Source organism: Microbacterium sp. BH-3-3-3 (genome assembly GCF_001792815.1).
In the GTDB taxonomy this organism is placed as follows: domain Bacteria; phylum Actinomycetota; class Actinomycetes; order Actinomycetales; family Microbacteriaceae; genus Microbacterium.
In genome coordinates this window covers 1148386-1166245 of record NZ_CP017674.1, presented here as the reverse complement: position 1 = coordinate 1166245, position 17860 = coordinate 1148386, and the positions used below count along the sequence as shown (strand labels likewise).

15 protein-coding genes are annotated in these 17860 nt (G+C 71.7%); 12 read left to right on the top strand and 3 right to left on the bottom strand.

Annotated elements, in window-relative coordinates; genetic code table 11:
• The first annotated feature begins 30 nt into the window (after positions 1-30).
• The 3 genes from BJP65_RS05360 (at position 31) to sucD (ending at position 2470) form a co-directional block, all read left to right on the top strand.
• Complete coding sequence (locus BJP65_RS05360; RefSeq protein ID WP_070408465.1) at positions 31-225, top strand: hypothetical protein; 195 nt, start codon at positions 31-33, stop codon at positions 223-225.
• Positions 226-383: 158 nt separating this feature from the next.
• A complete protein-coding gene (gene sucC / locus BJP65_RS05355; protein WP_055834177.1) occupies positions 384-1547 on the top strand; it encodes an ADP-forming succinate--CoA ligase subunit beta in 1164 nt (387 codons plus the stop codon).
• A 20-nt stretch (positions 1548-1567) separates the two neighbouring features.
• Positions 1568-2470 (top strand): succinate--CoA ligase subunit alpha, encoded by a 903-nt coding sequence (sucD, locus tag BJP65_RS05350; protein ID WP_070408464.1) that lies wholly within the window; start codon positions 1568-1570, stop codon positions 2468-2470.
• Between the two features lie 248 nt (positions 2471-2718).
• Here the strand turns inward: sucD and BJP65_RS05345 are convergent, their stop codons facing one another.
• Entirely contained in the window at positions 2719-4170 is a 1452-nt protein-coding gene (locus BJP65_RS05345) for an NCS2 family permease (protein WP_055834182.1), read from the bottom strand.
• A gap of 66 nt (positions 4171-4236) precedes the next feature.
• Between BJP65_RS05345 and BJP65_RS05340 the strand changes: the two genes are divergently transcribed.
• The 9 genes from BJP65_RS05340 (at position 4237) to purH (ending at position 15247) form a co-directional block, all read left to right on the top strand.
• On the top strand, positions 4237-4674 hold the full coding sequence (locus BJP65_RS05340; protein WP_070408463.1) for a nitroreductase family deazaflavin-dependent oxidoreductase: 438 nt from the start codon (positions 4237-4239) through the stop codon (positions 4672-4674).
• 394 nt (positions 4675-5068) lie between these two features.
• Positions 5069-7648, top strand: a complete 2580-nt coding sequence (nirB, locus tag BJP65_RS05335; protein ID WP_070408462.1) for a nitrite reductase large subunit NirB — start codon at positions 5069-5071, stop codon at positions 7646-7648.
• Entirely contained in the window at positions 7645-8124 is a 480-nt protein-coding gene (gene nirD, locus BJP65_RS05330) for a nitrite reductase small subunit NirD (protein WP_083285716.1), read from the top strand. The genes nirB and nirD overlap by 4 nt, the downstream gene beginning before the upstream one ends.
• Positions 8121-9365, top strand: a complete 1245-nt coding sequence (gene cobA / locus BJP65_RS05325; RefSeq protein ID WP_070408461.1) for a uroporphyrinogen-III C-methyltransferase — start codon at positions 8121-8123, stop codon at positions 9363-9365. The genes nirD and cobA overlap by 4 nt, the downstream gene beginning before the upstream one ends.
• Positions 9362-10501: a uroporphyrinogen-III synthase gene (locus BJP65_RS05320; RefSeq protein WP_070408460.1), complete on the top strand. Its 1140-nt coding sequence runs from the start codon at positions 9362-9364 to the stop codon at positions 10499-10501. The genes cobA and BJP65_RS05320 overlap by 4 nt, the downstream gene beginning before the upstream one ends.
• Positions 10498-11202, top strand: coding sequence for a sirohydrochlorin chelatase (locus BJP65_RS05315; protein WP_070408459.1), 705 nt, complete (start codon positions 10498-10500; stop codon positions 11200-11202). The genes BJP65_RS05320 and BJP65_RS05315 overlap by 4 nt, the downstream gene beginning before the upstream one ends.
• 188 nt (positions 11203-11390) lie before the next feature.
• A complete protein-coding gene (locus BJP65_RS05310) occupies positions 11391-12890 on the top strand; it encodes a DUF6350 family protein (RefSeq protein ID WP_070408458.1) in 1500 nt (499 codons plus the stop codon).
• Positions 12891-12971: 81 nt separating this feature from the next.
• On the top strand, positions 12972-13571 hold the full coding sequence (purN, locus tag BJP65_RS05305; protein WP_070408457.1) for a phosphoribosylglycinamide formyltransferase: 600 nt from the start codon (positions 12972-12974) through the stop codon (positions 13569-13571).
• 65 nt (positions 13572-13636) lie between these two features.
• Positions 13637-15247, top strand: a complete 1611-nt coding sequence (gene purH / locus BJP65_RS05300; protein ID WP_055834207.1) for a bifunctional phosphoribosylaminoimidazolecarboxamide formyltransferase/IMP cyclohydrolase — start codon at positions 13637-13639, stop codon at positions 15245-15247.
• Between the two features lie 458 nt (positions 15248-15705).
• On the opposite strand, the gene BJP65_RS05295 is transcribed toward purH, so the two are convergent.
• Both BJP65_RS05295 and BJP65_RS05290 read right to left on the bottom strand, forming a co-directional pair.
• A complete protein-coding gene (locus BJP65_RS05295) occupies positions 15706-16221 on the bottom strand; it encodes a DUF1697 domain-containing protein (protein ID WP_070408456.1) in 516 nt (171 codons plus the stop codon).
• Between the two features lie 132 nt (positions 16222-16353).
• On the bottom strand, positions 16354-17781 hold the full coding sequence (locus tag BJP65_RS05290; RefSeq protein WP_070408455.1) for an NAD(P)/FAD-dependent oxidoreductase: 1428 nt from the start codon (positions 17779-17781) through the stop codon (positions 16354-16356).
• Positions 17782-17860: the final 79 nt, after the last annotated feature.

The following is a 17860-nucleotide window of genomic DNA, read 5'->3' as shown; positions in this document are numbered from 1 at the left end:
CACGGCGATGACCGTCGGTAGCTTCGGCGCATGAGTGAGCGCGCATCGCGAGACGCGGGTCTGGCCCGCTACGTCATCATCGGAGTCGTCGTCGGCATGATCGCGGGACCGATCGTCGGCCTGCTCGTGCCCGCGGTGGGGGTCGGGTTCGGGATCTCGTTCGGCCTCGTCGTCGGAATCGTCGGGGCCGTGATCGCGTGGCTCGTGGTGCGCCCGCGAAAGTGAGGCGGGGAGCGGTCGGGTCACCTCTGCCCCCCTCCCTTCGGAGGTGCAAGGGTCGGGCTCCTTCACCCCCGTCTAGTAGGGTTGTCGACTGGCGAGATCTCTTGATATCGAGAGACTTCGTCTTCTCCCACCACCGATCGCCCAGCGAAGGATTGTCCGTGGATCTCTACGAGTACCAGGCACGTGACCTGTTCGAAAAGTACGAGGTGCCGGTACTCGCCGGCATCATCGCCGACACCCCTGAGGAGGCGAAGGCGGCTGCCGAGAAGCTCGGCGGTGTGGTCGTCGTCAAGGCTCAGGTCAAGACCGGAGGCCGCGGCAAGGCCGGCGGCGTGAAGGTCGCCAAGAACCCCGAAGAGGCATTCGAGGCGGCTCAGGCCATCCTCGGCCTCGACATCAAGGGCCACGTCGTCAAGCGCGTCATGGTCGCAGCGGGCGCCCGCATCGCCAAGGAGTTCTACTTCTCGGTGCTGCTCGACCGCTCCAACCGCTCCTACCTGTCGCTCTCGAGCGTCGAGGGTGGAATGGAGATCGAAGAGCTCGCCGTCGAGCGTCCCGAGGCGCTCGCGCGCATCGAGGTCGACCCGATCGAGGGCATCACGCCCGAGAAGGCGCTCGAGATCGCGAAGGCTGCGAAGTTCGACGACGAGCTGGCCCCCAAGGTGGCCGACGTGTTCGTCAAGCTCTTCAACGTCTACAAGGGCGAGGACGCCACGCTCGTCGAGGTGAACCCCCTGATCCAGAGCGAAGACGGCGACATCATCGCCCTCGACGGCAAGGTCTCGCTCGACGAGAACGCCGGCTTCCGCCACCCCGACCACGAGGCGCTGGAAGACAAGGACGCGGCCGACCCGCTCGAGGCCAAGGCCAAGCAGCACGACCTCAACTACGTCAAGCTCGACGGTCAGGTCGGCATCATCGGCAACGGCGCGGGCCTGGTGATGTCGACCCTCGACGTCGTCGCCTACGCCGGTGAGAACCACGGTGGCGTCAAGCCCGCCAACTTCCTCGACATCGGTGGCGGCGCCTCGGCGACCGTCATGGCCGCCGGCCTCGACGTCATCCTCGGCGACGAGCAGGTCAAGAGCGTCTTCGTCAACGTCTTCGGCGGCATCACGTCGTGCGTCGCCGTGGCCGAGGGTATCGTCAAGGCCCTCGAGATCCTGGGCGACACCGCGACCAAGCCGCTCGTCGTGCGCCTCGACGGCAACCAGGTCGAGGAGGGCCGCGAGATCCTCGCCGCCGCCAACCACCCGCTCGTCACCCTCGCCGCCGGTATGGACGAGGGCGCCGACAAGGCCGCCGAACTGGCCAACGCGTAAGGGATAGGGAAACACCAGACATGTCGATCTACCTCAACAAAGACTCCAAGGTCATCGTCCAGGGCATCACCGGCGGCGAGGGCACCAAGCACACCGCCCTCATGCTCAAGGCCGGCACCCAGGTCGTCGGCGGAGTGAACGCCCGCAAGGCCGGAACCACCGTCTCGCACAAGGACGCCGCAGGCAACGACGTCGAGCTGCCCGTCTTCGCCTCGGTCGAAGAGGCCATCCGCGAGACCGGCGCCGACGTGTCGATCGCGTTCGTGCCCCCGGCCTTCACGAAGGACGCGATGGTCGAGGCCATCGACGCCGAGATCCCGCTGCTCGTCGTGATCACCGAGGGCGTGCCCGTCGGCGACACCGCCGAGGCGTGGGCCTACGCGAAGAGCAAGGGCGAGAAGACCCGCATCATCGGGCCGAACTGCCCCGGCATCATCACGCCCGGCGAGGCGCTCGTGGGCATCACCCCCGCGAACATCACCGGCAAGGGACCCATCGGCCTCGTGTCGAAGTCGGGCACCCTGACGTACCAGATGATGTTCGAGCTGCGCGACCTCGGCTTCTCGACCGCCATCGGCATCGGCGGCGACCCGGTCATCGGCACCACGCACATCGACGCCCTCGCGGCGTTCGAGGCCGACCCCGAGACCCAGGCCATCGTCATGATCGGTGAGATCGGTGGAGACGCCGAAGAGCGCGCCGCCGCCTACATCGCCGAGAACGTCACCAAGCCCGTCGTCGGTTACGTCGCGGGCTTCACCGCCCCCGAGGGCAAGACCATGGGCCACGCCGGCGCCATCGTCTCGGGCTCGGCCGGCACGGCACAGGCGAAGAAGGAGGCCCTCGAGGCCGCCGGCGTCAAGGTCGGCAAGACGCCGTCCGAGACCGCTTCGCTGATGCGCGAGATCATCGAGAGCCTGTAAGCAGCACTCTCTCGAGGGCCCGGATGCCATGGCATCCGGGCCCTTTCGCGTGTCCGGCGGGGCCTGCCGCGGAACACGCACCTCGCGAGACCGCACGCGATTGCCGAGACCGCATCGGATGGGCGCCGAACGGGTGCGTCCTCGGCAAACGCATGCGGTTTGGATGCCGCGGATACGTCCGACGGCGCAGCGGCGACGAAAGAGGGGCCCGGATGCCGTGGCATCCGGGCCCCTCACGAGCGCGGGGCTCAGCCCAGAAGCGCTTCGACCGGGCCGCGGGCGAAGAAGACGACGAAGCCGGCGGCGACGATCCACAGCAGTGGGCTCACCCGGCGGGCACGGCCCGACAGGGCCTGGATGAGCACCCAGCTGACGAAGCCCGCGCCGATGCCGTTCGCGATCGAGTACGTCAGGGGCATGACGGTCACGGTGAGGAAGACCGGGATGAGCACCGACATGTCGCTGAGGTCGACGTGGCGGATCTGCCCCATCATGAGCGCGCCGACGATGACCAGGGCCGCGGCCGCGATCTCGGTGGGCACGATGCTCGTCAGCGGCGTGAAGAACATCGCGAGCAGGAACAGGCCGCCGGTGACGACGTTGGCCAGGCCCGTGCGCGCGCCCTCGCCGATGCCCGAGCCCGACTCGATGAACACGGTGTTCGACGACGACGAGGTCGCTCCGCCGGCGACGGCACCGATGCCCTCGATGACCAGCGCCGAACGCAGGCGCGGGAACGTGCCGTCGGGGGCCGCGAGGCCCGCCTCGCGCGACAGGCCGGTCATCGTGCCCATGGCGTCGAAGAAGTTCGTGAACACGAGGGTGAAGACCAGCATGAGGGCGGCGAGCACGCCGATGCGGCCGAAGGATCCGACCAGGTCGACTTGGCCGACGAGCGCGAGGTCGGGAAGGCTCACCCACTGCGCGGGGAGCGTCGGAACGCTCAGACCCCAGCCGCCGGGGTTGCCGTCGGCGCGCGCGCCGAGACCGAAGACGGCTTCGACGATCACCGCGATGACCGTGCCCGAGAGCAGGCCGATCAGCAGCGCGGCTTTGACCTTGCGCACGAGCAGCACGGCGGTGATGACGAGGGTCAGCACGAACAGCGCGGTGGGGACCGTGGTGATCGAGCCGCCGACACCCAGGCCCACAGGCGGCGAGCTCAGGCCGGTCGAGGTGACCAGCCCGCTGTCGACGAAGCCGATGAACGCGATGAACAGGCCGATGCCGACGGTGATCGCGGTCTTGAGCGCGAGGGGAACCGCCTCGAAGATCATGCGGCGGAGTCCGGTGACGGCCAGCAGCACGATGATCAGGCCGTTGATGACGACGAGGCCCATGGCCTCGGGCCAGGTGACCTGACCGACGATGCCGACGGCCAGGAACGAGTTGATGCCGAGCCCCGCCGCGAACGCGAACGGCAGGCGCGTGACGAGGCCGAACAGCATCGTCATGACACCGGCCGTGAGGGCGGTGACCGCGGCGACCTGCGGGAAACCGAGGGCGTTGCCGGCGACGTCGGGCGTTCCCGACAGGATGATCGGGTTCAGGATGACGATGTACGCCATCGTGACGAAGGTGACCACGCCTCCGCGGATCTCGGTGCCGACGGTCGAGCCGCGGGCGGTGATCTCGAAGAACCGGTCGAGACGGTTCTTCGGTGCGGTGGCAGCAGTGGTCTCGGGAGCGGAATCGCTCATGAAGGCTCCAGGAAAAAGGGGGAGGGACTGGACCGGAGGGGAAGACGCCGACGTATCGTGTGAGCTATGTCACTCTCAGGAGAGTATCTACCCAGCACCAGCGAATGGGCCCGCCAGCAGGCCGAGACGTTCGAGGCCTCGGGAGGCCAGGAGTCCGCCGACATGCGGGGCGTACCCATCATCGTCCTCACCACCGTCGGCGCCAAAACCGGGGGTCTGCGCAAGACCGCCCTCATGCGCGTCGAGCACGACGGCAAGTACGCGGTCGTGGCATCCAAGGGTGGGGCCCCGGAACACCCCGCGTGGTTCTACAACCTCGTGAAGAACCCCCGCGTCGCCCTGCAGGACGGCGACGTGAAGAAGGAGTACGACGCGCACCAGGCCGAGGGGACCGAGCGCGACGAGTGGTGGGGCTACGCGACCGAGGTCTGGCCCGACTACGACGAGTACCAGAAGAAGACCGAGCGGCGCATCGAGCTGTTCGTGCTGACGCCGGTCGACTGACGCCCGCTCGGGTGGCCCCCGCCGCCCCGGAACGTTCCGCCCGCGCCGCCGCCCCGGAACGGTGCGCCCGCGCCGCCGCGCCGGGACGGTGCGCCCGGCGCCGCCGCCCCGGAACGTTGAGTGTCCAAGACACGCCGCTGCGCCCCGAGGGGATGCGGCGTGTCTTGGACACTCAACGGGGGGAGGAGAGGGGGAGGGGCGACGGATGCCGGGGAGCCAAACCTCACACGAACACCGCCGCCGCGTGAGAGAAACGTTCGCCGGGGGTAACGCCCGTGCGACGGCGGGGGAAACGTCCGCTGCTTAGCGTCGGGGCATGGCCCGCTCACACACCGCAACCGGCGCGAAACACGCCGCTGACCGCCGCGCAAAGTCCGCCGCGTACGGTGACGACATGCTCCACCCCGCGACATCCGGTTCGGTCGTCGTCGTGGGGGCGGGCATGGTGGCGCACCGCTTCGTCGAGAGTCTCACCCGGCGCGACACCGACGGACGCTGGTCGGTCACCGTCCTCGGCGACGAGGCCCGCGGGCCCTACGATCGCGTGGGGTTGACCGGGTACTTCACCGGCAAGAGCCCCGAGCAGCTCTCGCTCGATCCGGCCGTGCTCGACCACGAGCGGGTCCGGGTCGACACCGACGCACGTGTCACCGCCATCGACCGTGCGAAGCGCACCGTCACCACCGCGGGCGGGTCGACCTACGACTACGACCGTCTCGTGCTCGCCACCGGCTCGTACGCCGCCCGCCTCGCGCTCGACGGCTTCGACCACCGTGGCTGCTTCGTCTACCGCACGCTCGACGACGTCGTCGCGATGCGCGACTGGGTCGCGCGGCGTTCGGCGCAGCTCGGCCGTCCCCTGCGCGGCGCCGTCGTCGGCGGCGGCCTTCTCGGCCTCGAGGCCGCCGGTGCCCTGCAGGCCGAGGGAGTGTCGCCGTTCGTGCTGCAGTCGAACGAGCGGCTCATGTCGGCGCAGCTCGACCTGGGTGGCGCGAAGGCGCTGCAGAGACTGATCGAGGCGCGCGGCATCGAGGTGCGCACGAGCTCGGTGACGACCCGGGTGGATGCCGATGCCTCCGGCGCCGTGTGCGGCGTGGAGCTGCGCGACGGATCGTGGGAGGCCGTCGACATCGTCGTGTTCACGGTCGGCGTGCGCCCGCGTGACGAACTCGCCCGCGTCGCGGAACTGCGGGTCGATGCCCGGGGCGGCGTCGTGATCGATGCGGGCTGCGACACCTCCGACCCCTCGATCCTGGCGATCGGCGAGGTCGCCAGCTTCGACGGCCAGTGCATCGGCCTCGTCGCCCCGGGTTACGCCATGGCCGAGGTCGCCGCGACCCGCCTGCTCGGTGGCGAGGCCCAGTTCGACGGCTTCGACACGTCGGCCAAGCTCAAGCTCTCGGGTGTCGAGGTCGCCAGCTTCGGCGACGCGTTCGCCGAGACGCCGAACGCCCTCGACGTCACCTACGCCGACCCGGTGTCGGGCGTGTACAAGAAGCTCGTGCTGAGCGACGACGCGCAGACGCTGCTCGGCGGCATCCTGGTCGGCGACGCCTCGGCGTACACGTCGCTGCGTCCGCTGGTCGGTCGCGCTCTGGGCGGCGATCCGGCCGCGTACCTCATGCCGTCGGATCTCGCGCCCGCCCCGCAGGGCGACCTGCCCGCCGACGCCATCGTCTGCTCGTGCAACGGCGTCACCGCCGGCACCGTGCGCGACGCCGTCACCGAGCACGACTGCGCGGATGCCGCCGAGGTCAAGGCCTGCACGAGGGCGGGGGCGGCGTGCGGCTCGTGCTTCACGCTCGTGAAGAAGCTCGTGGCGACCGAGCTGGCGGCATCCGGAAAAGAAGTGTCGACCGGCCTGTGCGAGCACTTCTCGTTCACCCGCGCGCAGCTCTTCGACGCCGTGCGGGTGTCGGAGCTGCGCACCTTCACGTCGATCGTCGAGCGCTTCGGCACCGGCCGCGGCTGCGACATCTGCAAGCCGGCGCTCGCGAGCATCCTGGCGAGTCTGTACTCCGGACACGTGCTCGACGGCGAGCTCGCGACCATGCAGGACACCAACGACCACGTGATGGCGAACATCCAGCGCGACGGCAGCTACAGCGTCGTCCCGCGGATCGCGGGGGGCGAGATCACGCCCGAGGGGCTCGTGGTGATCGGCGAGGTCGCGCGCGACTTCGGCCTGTACACGAAGATCACCGGTGGCCAGCGCATCGACATGTTCGGCGCCCGCCTCGATCAGCTGCCCGACATCTGGCGACGCCTGGTCGACGCGGGTTTCGAGTCGGGGCAGGCCTACGGCAAGTCGCTGCGCACGGTGAAGTCGTGCGTCGGACAGACGTGGTGCCGCTACGGCGTGCAGGACTCGGTCGGCATGGCCGTGCAGCTCGAGTTGCGCTACCGCGGCCTGCGCTCGCCGCACAAGATCAAGTTCGGCGTCTCGGGCTGCGCGCGCGAGTGCGCCGAGGCCCGCGGCAAGGACGTCGGGATCATCGCCACCGAGGCCGGCTGGAACATGTACGTCGGCGGCAACGGAGGCTTCACCCCGCGGCACGCGGTGCTGTTCGCCGAGGGACTCGACGACGACGCTCTGCTGCAGGCCATCGACCGGTTCCTCATGTTCTACATCCGCACGGCCGACCGGCTGCAGCGCACCGCGCCGTGGATGGAGGATTACGAGGGGGGCCTCGACGCGCTGAAGGGCGTCGTGTTCGACGACACGCTCGGCATCGGTGAAGACCTCGACCGCGCCATGGCCGCGCACATCGACAACTACGAGGACGAGTGGGCGGCGACCCTCGCCGACCCCGAGAGGCTCAAGCGGTTCCAGAGCTTCGTCAACGCCCCCGAGGTCGCCGACCCCTCGCTCGCGTACGTCGCGGAGCGCGGACAGCCCCGCCCCGCCACCGACGAGGAGCGCTCGTCGGGGGCGGTCTTCATCGGCGGGACGACGCTGGCGGTGCGCGCATGACGATCGTCGAGACCGCGGAAACGGATGCCATGACCCCGGATGCCGAGACCCCCGCCGCTGCGCTGCCCACCACTGCGCTGTCCACCACTCCGGCGCCCGCGCCCGGCTGGACGCGCATCTGCCGCGTCGATGATCTGCTCGTCGAGCGCGGTGTCGCCGCCCTCGTCGACGGCCACCAGATCGCGCTGTTCCGCACCTTCGACGGCCGCATCTACGCCACCGACCAGATCGATCCGTTCAGCGGTGCGGCCGTGTTGGCGCGCGGCATCGTCGGCGACCGCGCGGGGGTTCCCACCGTGGCATCGCCGATGTACAAGCAGGTGTTCGACCTGCGCACCGGCGCCTGCCTCGACACGCAGGGCAAAGCCCCGCTGACCGTGCGCGTGCACCCCGTCGCCGTCAGCGACGGCGACGTACTCGTCAGAATCGTCCCCGCCGTCCCCGCCGTCCCCGCCGCAGAAGGAGATTCCCGATGATCGCTCTCGCAGGACTTGACCTCACCGACCGTCTCGTGGTGTGCGTGGGGGCGGGGAGCGTCGCGGAACGGCGCATCGCCCGGCTCCGCGCCGCCGGAGCGCGGGTGCGGCTCGTCGCCCCGGTCGCCACCGAGCGGTTGAGCGCCCTCGCGGCGTCGGGTGCGATCGAGTGGCACGCGCGCCCCTTCGCGGCCTCCGACCTCGACGACGCCTGGTTCTGCCACACCGCCACCGGCGACGCGGCCATCGACGCCGTCGTCGTCGACGCCGCCGAAGAGCGACGCGTGTGGTGCGTCAACGCCGGGCACGGGGGCCGGGGCACCGCGCGCCTGGCGGCCGAGACCACCAGCGGCGACGTGATGGTCGGCGTGGTCTCGACCGCCGGCGCCGACCCGCGTCGCACCGTCGCCGTCCGCGACGCGATCGCCCAGCGCCTCGCCGAGGGCGCCCTCCCGCTCCGCCGTCGACGTCGCCCGCTCGTGGGGAGCGTGGCGCTCGTCGGCGGCGGCCCCGGCCCCATCGACCTGATGACGGTGCGCGCCCGTGCGCTGCTGGCCGAAGCCGACGTCGTCGTGCACGACCGGCTCGGGCCCACCGGCGTGCTCGCCGAGCTCGGCGACGACGTCGAGCTGGTCGACGTGGGCAAGCGCCCGCAGCATCACCCCGTGCCGCAGGACGAGATCAACGCGATCATCGTCGACCGCGCGGCGAAGGGCCTGCGGGTCGTGCGGCTCAAGGGCGGCGACCCGTTCGTCTACGGTCGCGGCGGTGAAGAGGTCATCGCGTGCCGGGCCGCCGGCATTCCGGTCGAGGTCATTCCGGGCATCTCCAGTGCCATCGCTGTTCCCGCGGCGGCGGGGGTCCCCGTGACGCACCGCGGTGTGGCCGGTACGCTTCACGTCGTGAACGGTCAGGATGCCCCGAGCGAGGCCACCCTCGCCGCGCTCCGTGACGACACCGCGACGGTCGTCGCCCTCATGGGTGTGAGCGCGCTGGCGCGCTTCGTGTCGGCGGCCCGCGCCGCCGGTGCTCCCGACACCCGCCCCGTCGCCTTCGTCGAGAACGGCCACACGCCCCAGCAGCGCACCATCCGCACGACCCTCGGCACCGCGATCCAGGATGCCGAGACCCACCGCCTCGCCAACCCCGCGGTGCTCGTGTTCGGCGAGGTCGCCCGCGCCGACCTGCTGCTGCCGGCGGCGGTGCCCGTCGCCGCGGCGCACGGCGAGGGCATCGGGTGACCACACCCGCGCGGACGATCAGCACGGTGCTCCAGGGGTGCACGGTGCTGCTTCCCGTCGACCGGCGGTCGGGGGAGCTGTCGGCCGCGCTCGAACGGCACGGGGCCCGCGTGCGCGTGGCCCCGGCGCTCACGATCGTGCCGCACGTCGACGACGACGAGCTCATCGCCCAGACGCGACAGCTGGTCGCCGACCCGCCCGACGTGGTCGTCGCCACCACGGGCGTGGGCTTCCGCGCCTGGATGGAGACCGCCGACGAGGCGGGCGTGCACGACGAGCTGGCCACGGTGCTGCACCGCGCCCGCATCGTGGCGCGCGGACCCAAGGCCCGCGGCGCCATCCAGCAGGCCGGATTCGAGGCCGACTGGGTCGCCGAGAGCGAGACGGCGGCCGAACTGCGCGACTTCCTCGTCGCCGAAGGCCTCGACGGGCTGCACATCGCCGTGCAGCACCACGGCTCCGGCGCCGACGGCCTCGACGAAGCCTTCGAGGCGGCCGGTGCCCGCGTCACGAGCCTCACCATCTACCGCTGGGGCCCACCCCCCGACCCCGAGGTCGTCGCGGCATCGACCCGCCAGGTCGCGCGCGGCGAGATCGACGCCGTGCTCTTCACCTCGGCTCCCGCGGCACGCGAGTGGCTGCTCGCCGCCGAGCGTGCCGAGGCGCTCGAGGGAGTGGCATCCCGGGCCCGCAACGGCCACGTGCTGGTGGCGGCCGTCGGACCCATCACCGCCGCCCCGCTGATCGAGGCGGGGATCGACCCCCTCGTGCCCGACCGCGGACGCCTGGGCGCCCTCGTGCGCGCCGTCGTCACGCATTACGGCGGCGCCGACGCGCGGGTCATCCCCACGACGTCGGGGCAGCTCGGCATCCGCTCGTCGGGGATCGTGGTCGACGGGGTCCTGACCCCGCTTCCGCGCACCGGCGTCGAGATCTTCCGGGCCCTGGCCCGCGTGCCGGGCGCCGTGGTGTCGCGGGCCGACCTCGTCGCCGCGCTCTCGAGCGCCGAATCCAGCGGGCACGCGGTCGAAGTCGCCGTCGCTCGCACGCGCGACGCGCTCGGCGACCTCGACCTGATCCGCACCGTCTACAAGCGCGGCTACCGCATCGACGTGATCGACGAGGAGGATCGATGACCGCCGTTCTCATCGCCTGCGCCCACGGCACCCGCTTCGACGAGGGCCGCGTCGTCGTGCGCGCCCTGCTCGACGTGCTGCGCGAGACCGCTCCCGAGGGCGTCGAGGTGCACGAGGCCTACGTCGACGTGCACGCGCCCTACGTCACCGACGTCGTCGCCGCCGCGCGCGAGCGCACCTCTGACATCGTCATCGTGCCGCTGCTGCTGTCGACGGGGTACCACACCGAGGTCGACCTCGTCGACGCCGCCGACGGCCTGCCCATCGCCCCCGCGCTCGGTCCGCACCCGGTGCTGGCCGAGATCCTCGTCGACCGCGTGCGCGCCACCGGAGCGGGCGTCGACGACACCGTCGTGCTGGCCGCGGCCGGCTCCACGCGCCCCGGGGCGGTCGTCGACGTGGAGCGCATGGCCGAGCTGATGACGCAGGCCGGTATCGCCGGGCCCGTCGTGACCGCGTACGCCGCGGCATCCGAACCCCGCATCCCGGATGCCGTGCACACGGCGCGCGCCGCCGGACGGCCGACGGTGGCGGCGAGCTACGTGCTCGCGCCGGGACACTTTTCGCGCGTGATAGAGAACGCCGGCGCCGACCTGACGAGCGCACCCATCGGAGCGGATCCGCGGCTGGCGCGGGTCGTGTGGGAGCGGTGGGCCTCGGCGCGTGCGGCGCGCGCGGGGGAGACGCTCGCCCGCGGGTGACGGCGCAGCAGGCACGCCGGTCGTGCCGTCGGTGAGCGTGCACGGGACGCCGCCGCGCCGCGGTTCCGGAATGCGTGCGGACGGTCGCCCGCGGAGGCGTCGACGCGCGACGACGCCGCGCGGAGTGCGCCCTCGCCGCCGCGCCTGAAAGGTGCGCCGAGCCGACGCGGGTACGCTCACAGTCGCCCATGCATCGCCTTCTCGTCGCCCTCCTGGCCGCTCTCGACGCCATCCTGGCCGCCGCGGGCGGTATCGCCGTGGTCCTCGCCCCCCTCGCGCTGCTGTGGGTGGTCGGCGTGGGAAGCCCCGGCTGGGGAGCCCTGTGGCCCACGACCGCAGCGGTCTGGCACCTGGGCCATCTCGTGCCGATCACGGTGACCCTGCCCGACACCTACCTCGCCGCCACCGGCATCGATCCCTCGTTCGCGAGCTTCACCCTGTCGCTCGCGCCCCTGGCGTTCGCCACGTTCACGGCCCTGTTCGCCGCCCGCTCGGGCGCCCGCGCGGGCGAGGCCGGCGCCGCGCTCAGCGGCTGGCTGTCGGGCTCCGTCGTCTTCGCCGGCATCGCGACCCTCGTCGCCCTGACCGGAAACGCCGCGCTCGTGGCATCCGAGACCTGGCTGGCCATCCTGCTGCCGTCGCTGCTGTTCCTGGTGCCGTCGTTCGTGGGTGCGATCGTCGGCGCGTGGCGGGTCGGCGACGACGGACCCATCGACGCCCTGCGGGAACGGGTCGAGCGCCTCCCCGGCGCCTGGGCTACGGTGCCCGCGCTGGCGCTGCGCGGTCTCGCGCTCACGACTCTCGGCCTCGTGGGAGTCGGCGGGATCGTCGTGGTGGCGGGACTCATCGCCCGCTCGACGCAGGTGATCGGCATCTACCAGGCCAGCAACGCGGATGCCATCGGCGCCACCGTCATCGCCCTCGGCCAGCTCATGTACCTGCCGACCCTGGTGCTGTGGGCGGTGTCGTTCGTCGCCGGCCCCGGGTTCGCGCTGGGCACCGACACCGCCATCACCCCGGCCGCCACGCAGGTCGGTGCCCTCCCCGGCATCCCCGTGCTCGGCGCGGTGCCGGACTCGACCTCGTCGTGGCTGCTGCTGCTCGTGCTACTGCCGATCGGCGTCGGAGCCCTCACCGGCTGGATCCTGCGCTCCCGGATGCCGGTGACCACCGACCCCGAACCGATCGGCCCCCGGCTGACGCTCACGGTCGTCGTCGCCGCGCTCACCGGTGGTGCGGGCGCGCTCGCCGCGATCGTCTCGGCCGGTTCGCTCGGACCCGGTCGCCTCGCCGACACGGGCCCGCAGCCCGGCCCCCTCGCCCTCGCCCTCGGTCTCGAGGTGCTGCTGGGGCTCGCCATCCTGCTGCTGAGTCCCCGCTTCGGTGCCGCCGCCGACGACCTTCCCCCGCGCGTCCGAGACGAGCGCGACGAGACCCCGGAATCGTCGTTCTCGCCCCGCGCCCACGTTCCCTTCGACCGTGACGAGCACGCGACCGGACCCGCGCCCCTCGTGTCGGCGCCCGGAACCGGCATCGCCTCCGACGTCTGGCCCAGCGCGTACCGCGGCCCCGAAGACGCCGATCACGCACCGTCGACCGCGCTCGACGACGACGAGGTACGCGCGCGCATCCGCGCCGCCTGGGCGAATCCCGACGACGGCGACAAGGGTCCCGCGGGTCGACGCTGACGGGAGCGTCCGATGCCGGTCGCCCCGCGTCGCCCGCCCCGCGGCTCCACGGGCTCCGACGCACCTGCGTAGACTGAGCGCGTGCTCACGGTCGCCGTCCTCATCTCCGGCACCGGCTCCAACCTCCGCGCCCTGCTCGAGGCGGCTGCCGCCCCCGACTTCCCGGCGCGCGTGGTCGCGGTCGGCGCTGATCGCGAGGCCGACGGCTTCGCGCACGCCGAGCACTTCGGCATCCCCACCTTCCTGGTTCCCTACAGCGCCTTCGCCTCGCGCGAGCAATGGGGCGCCGAACTCGGAGCCCAGCTCGCCGTCTGGCAGCCCGACGTCGTCGTGCTGAGCGGCATGATGCGGCTCCTGCCGGCCGACCTCGTCGCCGAGTGGGAACCCCGCATCATCAACACGCACCCCGCGTACCTGCCCGAGTTCCCCGGCGCGCACGGCGTGCGCGACGCGCTGGCCGCCGGGGTGACGCAGACCGGAGCCAGTGTCATCGTCGTCGACTCCGGCGTCGACACGGGGCCGATCCTCGCCCAGGAGCGCATCCCCGTGCTGGCCGGCGACGACGAAGACGCCCTGCACGAACGCATCAAGCCCGTCGAACGACGTCTGCTCATCGACGTCGTCCGTCGCATCGCCGAGGGCGACCTCGACCTCGCCGCCCCGGCATCCCGAACCGCCTGACCCGCCCGCCGGGCCCCGGCCCGTCGTGCACCCGAATCCGACTCGAGACACAGGAGCCGAAAGCCATGGCCGGACCCCGCCACGACCCCGCCGACTACCGTCCCCGCGACGTCGTCCCCATTCGCCGGGCGCTGGTCTCGGTGAGCGACAAGACCCACCTGCTGGTGCTGGCCGAAGCCCTCGCCGCCGCCGGCGTCGAGATCGTCTCGACCGGGTCGACCGCCTCGACCATCCGCGACGCCGGCTACGACGTCGTCGACGTCGCCGCCGTCACCGGGTTCCCCGAATCGCTCGACGGCCGCGTGAAGACGCTGCACCCCAAGGTGCACGCCGGACTGCTCGCCGACCTGCGTCTGGCCTCGCACGAGGCGCAGTTGGAAGAGCTCGACATCCGCCCGTTCGAGCTGGTCGTGGTCAACCTGTACCCGTTCGTCGAGACCGTGGCATCCGGTGCCGAGGGCGACGACGTCGTGGAGCAGATCGACATCGGCGGTCCCGCCATGGTGCGCGCCGCGGCCAAGAACCACGCCAACGTCGCCATCGTCGTCTCGCCCGAGTCGTACCCCGCGATCATCGACGCCCTGCAGTCCCAGGGCGGCACCAACCTCGTGCAGCGCCGCGAGCTCGCCGCCCGCGCGTTCTCGCACACCGCCGCGTACGACACCGCCGTGTCGACCTGGTTCGCCGAGGGCACCCTCGCCGACGACATCGACCTGCCCGCGCACCTGACCATTCAGGCCGAGCGCCTGTCGACGCTGCGCTACGGCGAGAACTCGCACCAGCGCGCCGCGATCTACTCGCGCGTCGGTGGCCACGGCATCGCCCAGGCCACGCAGCTGCAGGGCAAGGAGATGTCGTACAACAACTACGTCGACGCCGACGCGGCCCTTCGTGCCGCCTTCGACATGGTGAAGCCGGCCGTCGCGATCATCAAGCACGCCAACCCGTGCGGGATCGCCGTCGCCGCGCCCAACGCCCTCGACCCCATCGCCTCGGCGCACCTGCGCGCCCACGAGTGCGACCCGGTCTCGGCCTTCGGCGGCGTCATCGCCGCGAACCGCACGGTCACGCTGAAGATGGCCGAGAACCTGCGCGACATCTTCACCGAGGTCATCATCGCCCCCGACTTCGAACCCGAAGCGCTCGAGGTGTTCAAGCTCAAGAAGAACCTGCGCGTGCTGAGCCTGCCCGCCGACTGGCAGCAGGAGCGCATGGACGTGCGGCTCGTGTCGGGCGGCCTGCTGCTGCAGGATGCCGACCGCTTCCCCGACGACATCGAATCGGTCGCGAAGAACTGGGAGCTCGTCTCGGGCGAGCGTCCCGCCGAGGCCGACATGGAGAGCCTGATCTTCGCGTGGAAGTCGTGCCGCGCCGTCAAGTCGAACGCGATCGTGCTCGCCCAGGGGTCGGCCACCGTCGGGATCGGCATGGGCCAGGTCAACCGCGTCGACTCGTGCCGCCTCGCCGTCGAGCGCGCCGGTGACCGGGCAGCCGGTTCCATCGCGGCATCCGACGCCTTCTTCCCCTTCGCCGACGGCCCCCAGGTGCTGATCGACGCCGGCATCTCGGCGATCATCCAGCCCGGCGGCTCGGTGCGCGACGCGGAGGTCGTCGACGCCGCCCGCGCGGCCGGCGTGACGATGTTCTTCACGGGGGAGCGTCACTTCTTCCACTGAGCCCTCGCCTCACGGTCGACGCCGTCGCAGCTTCGGTTGCGGCGGCGTTGTGGTGTGTGTGGGCGGTGGCGGTGGGGCGGCGGCGCGGCTTGGGCGGGGTGGCGTGGCGTGGCGTGGGCGTGGGCGGGGTGGCGTGGGCGGCGCGGCGTGGGCGCGGCGTGGGTGTGGAGCGGCGGGTAGGCGCCCCCGACGCATAAACGCTATTCGTGCGCATAAACGCGCTGTCGCCGCGTTTATCCGCGGGAACAGCGTTTATGCGCGGGGCCGGTGTGGTGCGGGACGCGTGCCGGGCGCGCCGCGGTCGCGCACTCGGGCCGCGGTGTGAGCGTGTGCTGAGGCATAAACGCTGATTCTGCGCATAAACGCGCTGTCGCGGCGTTTATGCGGAGGAATAGCGTTTATGTGCGCGGCCGGGGTGGCGCGGATGCGCGCGGCAGACACGGGGCGGCGGACGCGCGTCAGGCGCTCATCGCGATGAGCTTCGCGACGGTGTTGGCGTTGCGCGCGGTGCCGGTGACGCCGAGGCGTTTCTCGAACCAGCCCGCCTGCAGCTTCGACCCGCCGATGCCCTCGGGGTAGCGCACGAAGACCTCGCGGCCGTCGAGCACCGCCTCCTCGGGCACGCCGTCTGGCAGCTCGAGCCGGGCGGCGGGTCTCGCGTCGAGGAACACCGTCTGCACCCAGCGGCCCTCCGGTGCATCGGCGTAGGGGTTGCGGGCGCGGCTGCCGGCCAGCTCGGCGTGCGTGCGCACGATGACCGGTAGATCGAATCCGAACGCCCCGCGCACCGCCTCGCGGACCACCGACGCGATGTCGGCGGGGGAGCGTCCGGCGTTATCGAGCACGACGTTGCCCGCGACCTGCAGCGTCTCGACCCCACCGAGACCCGCGGATGCCAACACCTCGCGCAGCGCGGCCATCTTCAGCGCCGTGGGACCGCCGACACCGCGGATGAGGGCGACGCTGCGGGACATGCAGCGACCCTAGCGCGACGCGCGTGAGCTCATCAGTGCGCGTGGAGCCCGGTGCACGCGAAGCCCGGCTCGCGGGAAGCCCGGCGCACGCGAGGCCCAGTGCACGCGAAGCCCCACCCGCGCGGGTCGGCGTCAGGCCGAGTCGCGCCCGAGCGTCTCGAGCAGCCGCAGCCAGACCTCGCTGACCGTCGGGTACGACGGCACCGCGTGCCAGAGGCGCTTCACCGGCACTTCGCCGACGATCGCGATCGTGGCGGAGTGCAGCAGCTCGGCGATGTCGGGCCCGACGAACGTGGCGCCCACGAGCACGCCCCGGTCGAGATCGACGATCGCGCGGGCCTGGCCCACGTAGGAGTCGGACTGCTCGCTCGACCCGGCGATGCTCGCGAGGTCGTAGTCGAGCACCTTCACGTTCAGGCCCTTCTGCTCGGCCTTCTTGGCGGTGAGACCGACCGAGGCGACCTCGGGGTCGGTGAAGGTCACCTGGGGGACGGCGTCGTGATCGGCCGTGGCGACGTGGGCACCCCATGGGGCGTCGTCGACCTCGCCGCCCTGCGCCCGCGCCGCGATCACGTCGCCCGCCGCCCGCGCCTGGTACTTGCCCTGGTGGGTGAGGAGAGCGCGGTGGTTGACGTCGCCCACGGCGTAGAGCCAATCGAACCCGCGTACGAGCAGGGTGTCGTCGACGTCGAGCCAGGTGTCGGCCTCGAGGCCCACGGCATCCAGTCCGAGGTCGCCGGTGCGCGGAGTGCGACCGACCGCGACGAGGACCTCGTCGGCCGTGACGGTGGTGCCGTCGGAGAGATCGAGCACCGCGCGTCCGTCGCCGTCGCGGCGGGCTGCCGTGGCATCCGCTCCGTTCTTGACGGTCACGCCGCGGTCGCGGAGCGACGATGCGACCAGCTCTCCGGCGAACGGCTCGTTGGTGCCGAGCAGGCCGGAGCGGGCGATGATCGTGACGTCGGTGCCGAGGCTCTGGAACGCGGTCGCCATCTCGGCGCCGACCACGCCTCCGCCGATGATCGCGAGCGAGCCGGGCACCTGCTGCACGGCGGTGGCTTCGCGGCTGGTCCAGGGCGAGATGTCGGCGAGGCCCGGGATGTCGGGCAGGAGTGCGGCGGTACCGGTGCAGACGGCGACGGCGTGACGCGCGACGAGATCGGTCGTGGAGCCGTCTTCGGCGGTGACGCGAACGGTCTTCTCACCCGAGAGGCGGCCGTGTCCGCGCACGAGGTCGATCCCCGCGCCCTGCAACCATTCGACCTGACCGGAGTCGTCGTATCCGCTGGTCATGGTGTCGCGGCGGCGCAGCACGGCGGCGACGTCGAGGTCGCCGGTGACGGCCTGCCGGGCTCCGTCGACGTCGCGGGCCGCGCGCAGGGCAGCGGCGCTACGGAGCAGGGCCTTCGAGGGCATGCACGCCCAGTACGAGCACTCGCCGCCGACGAGTTCGGACTCGACGATCGCGGCGGTGAGACCGGCCTGCACGGCACGGTCGGCCACGTTCTCGCCGACGGGGCCGGCACCAATGACGATGAGGTCGTATTCGCGTTCGCTCATGATCCTCACGCTATCGACGGCCACCGACATCGCGCAGGGGTTGCGCGCGGAGCGGCAGGCCTCCGCTTGCCATCGACAG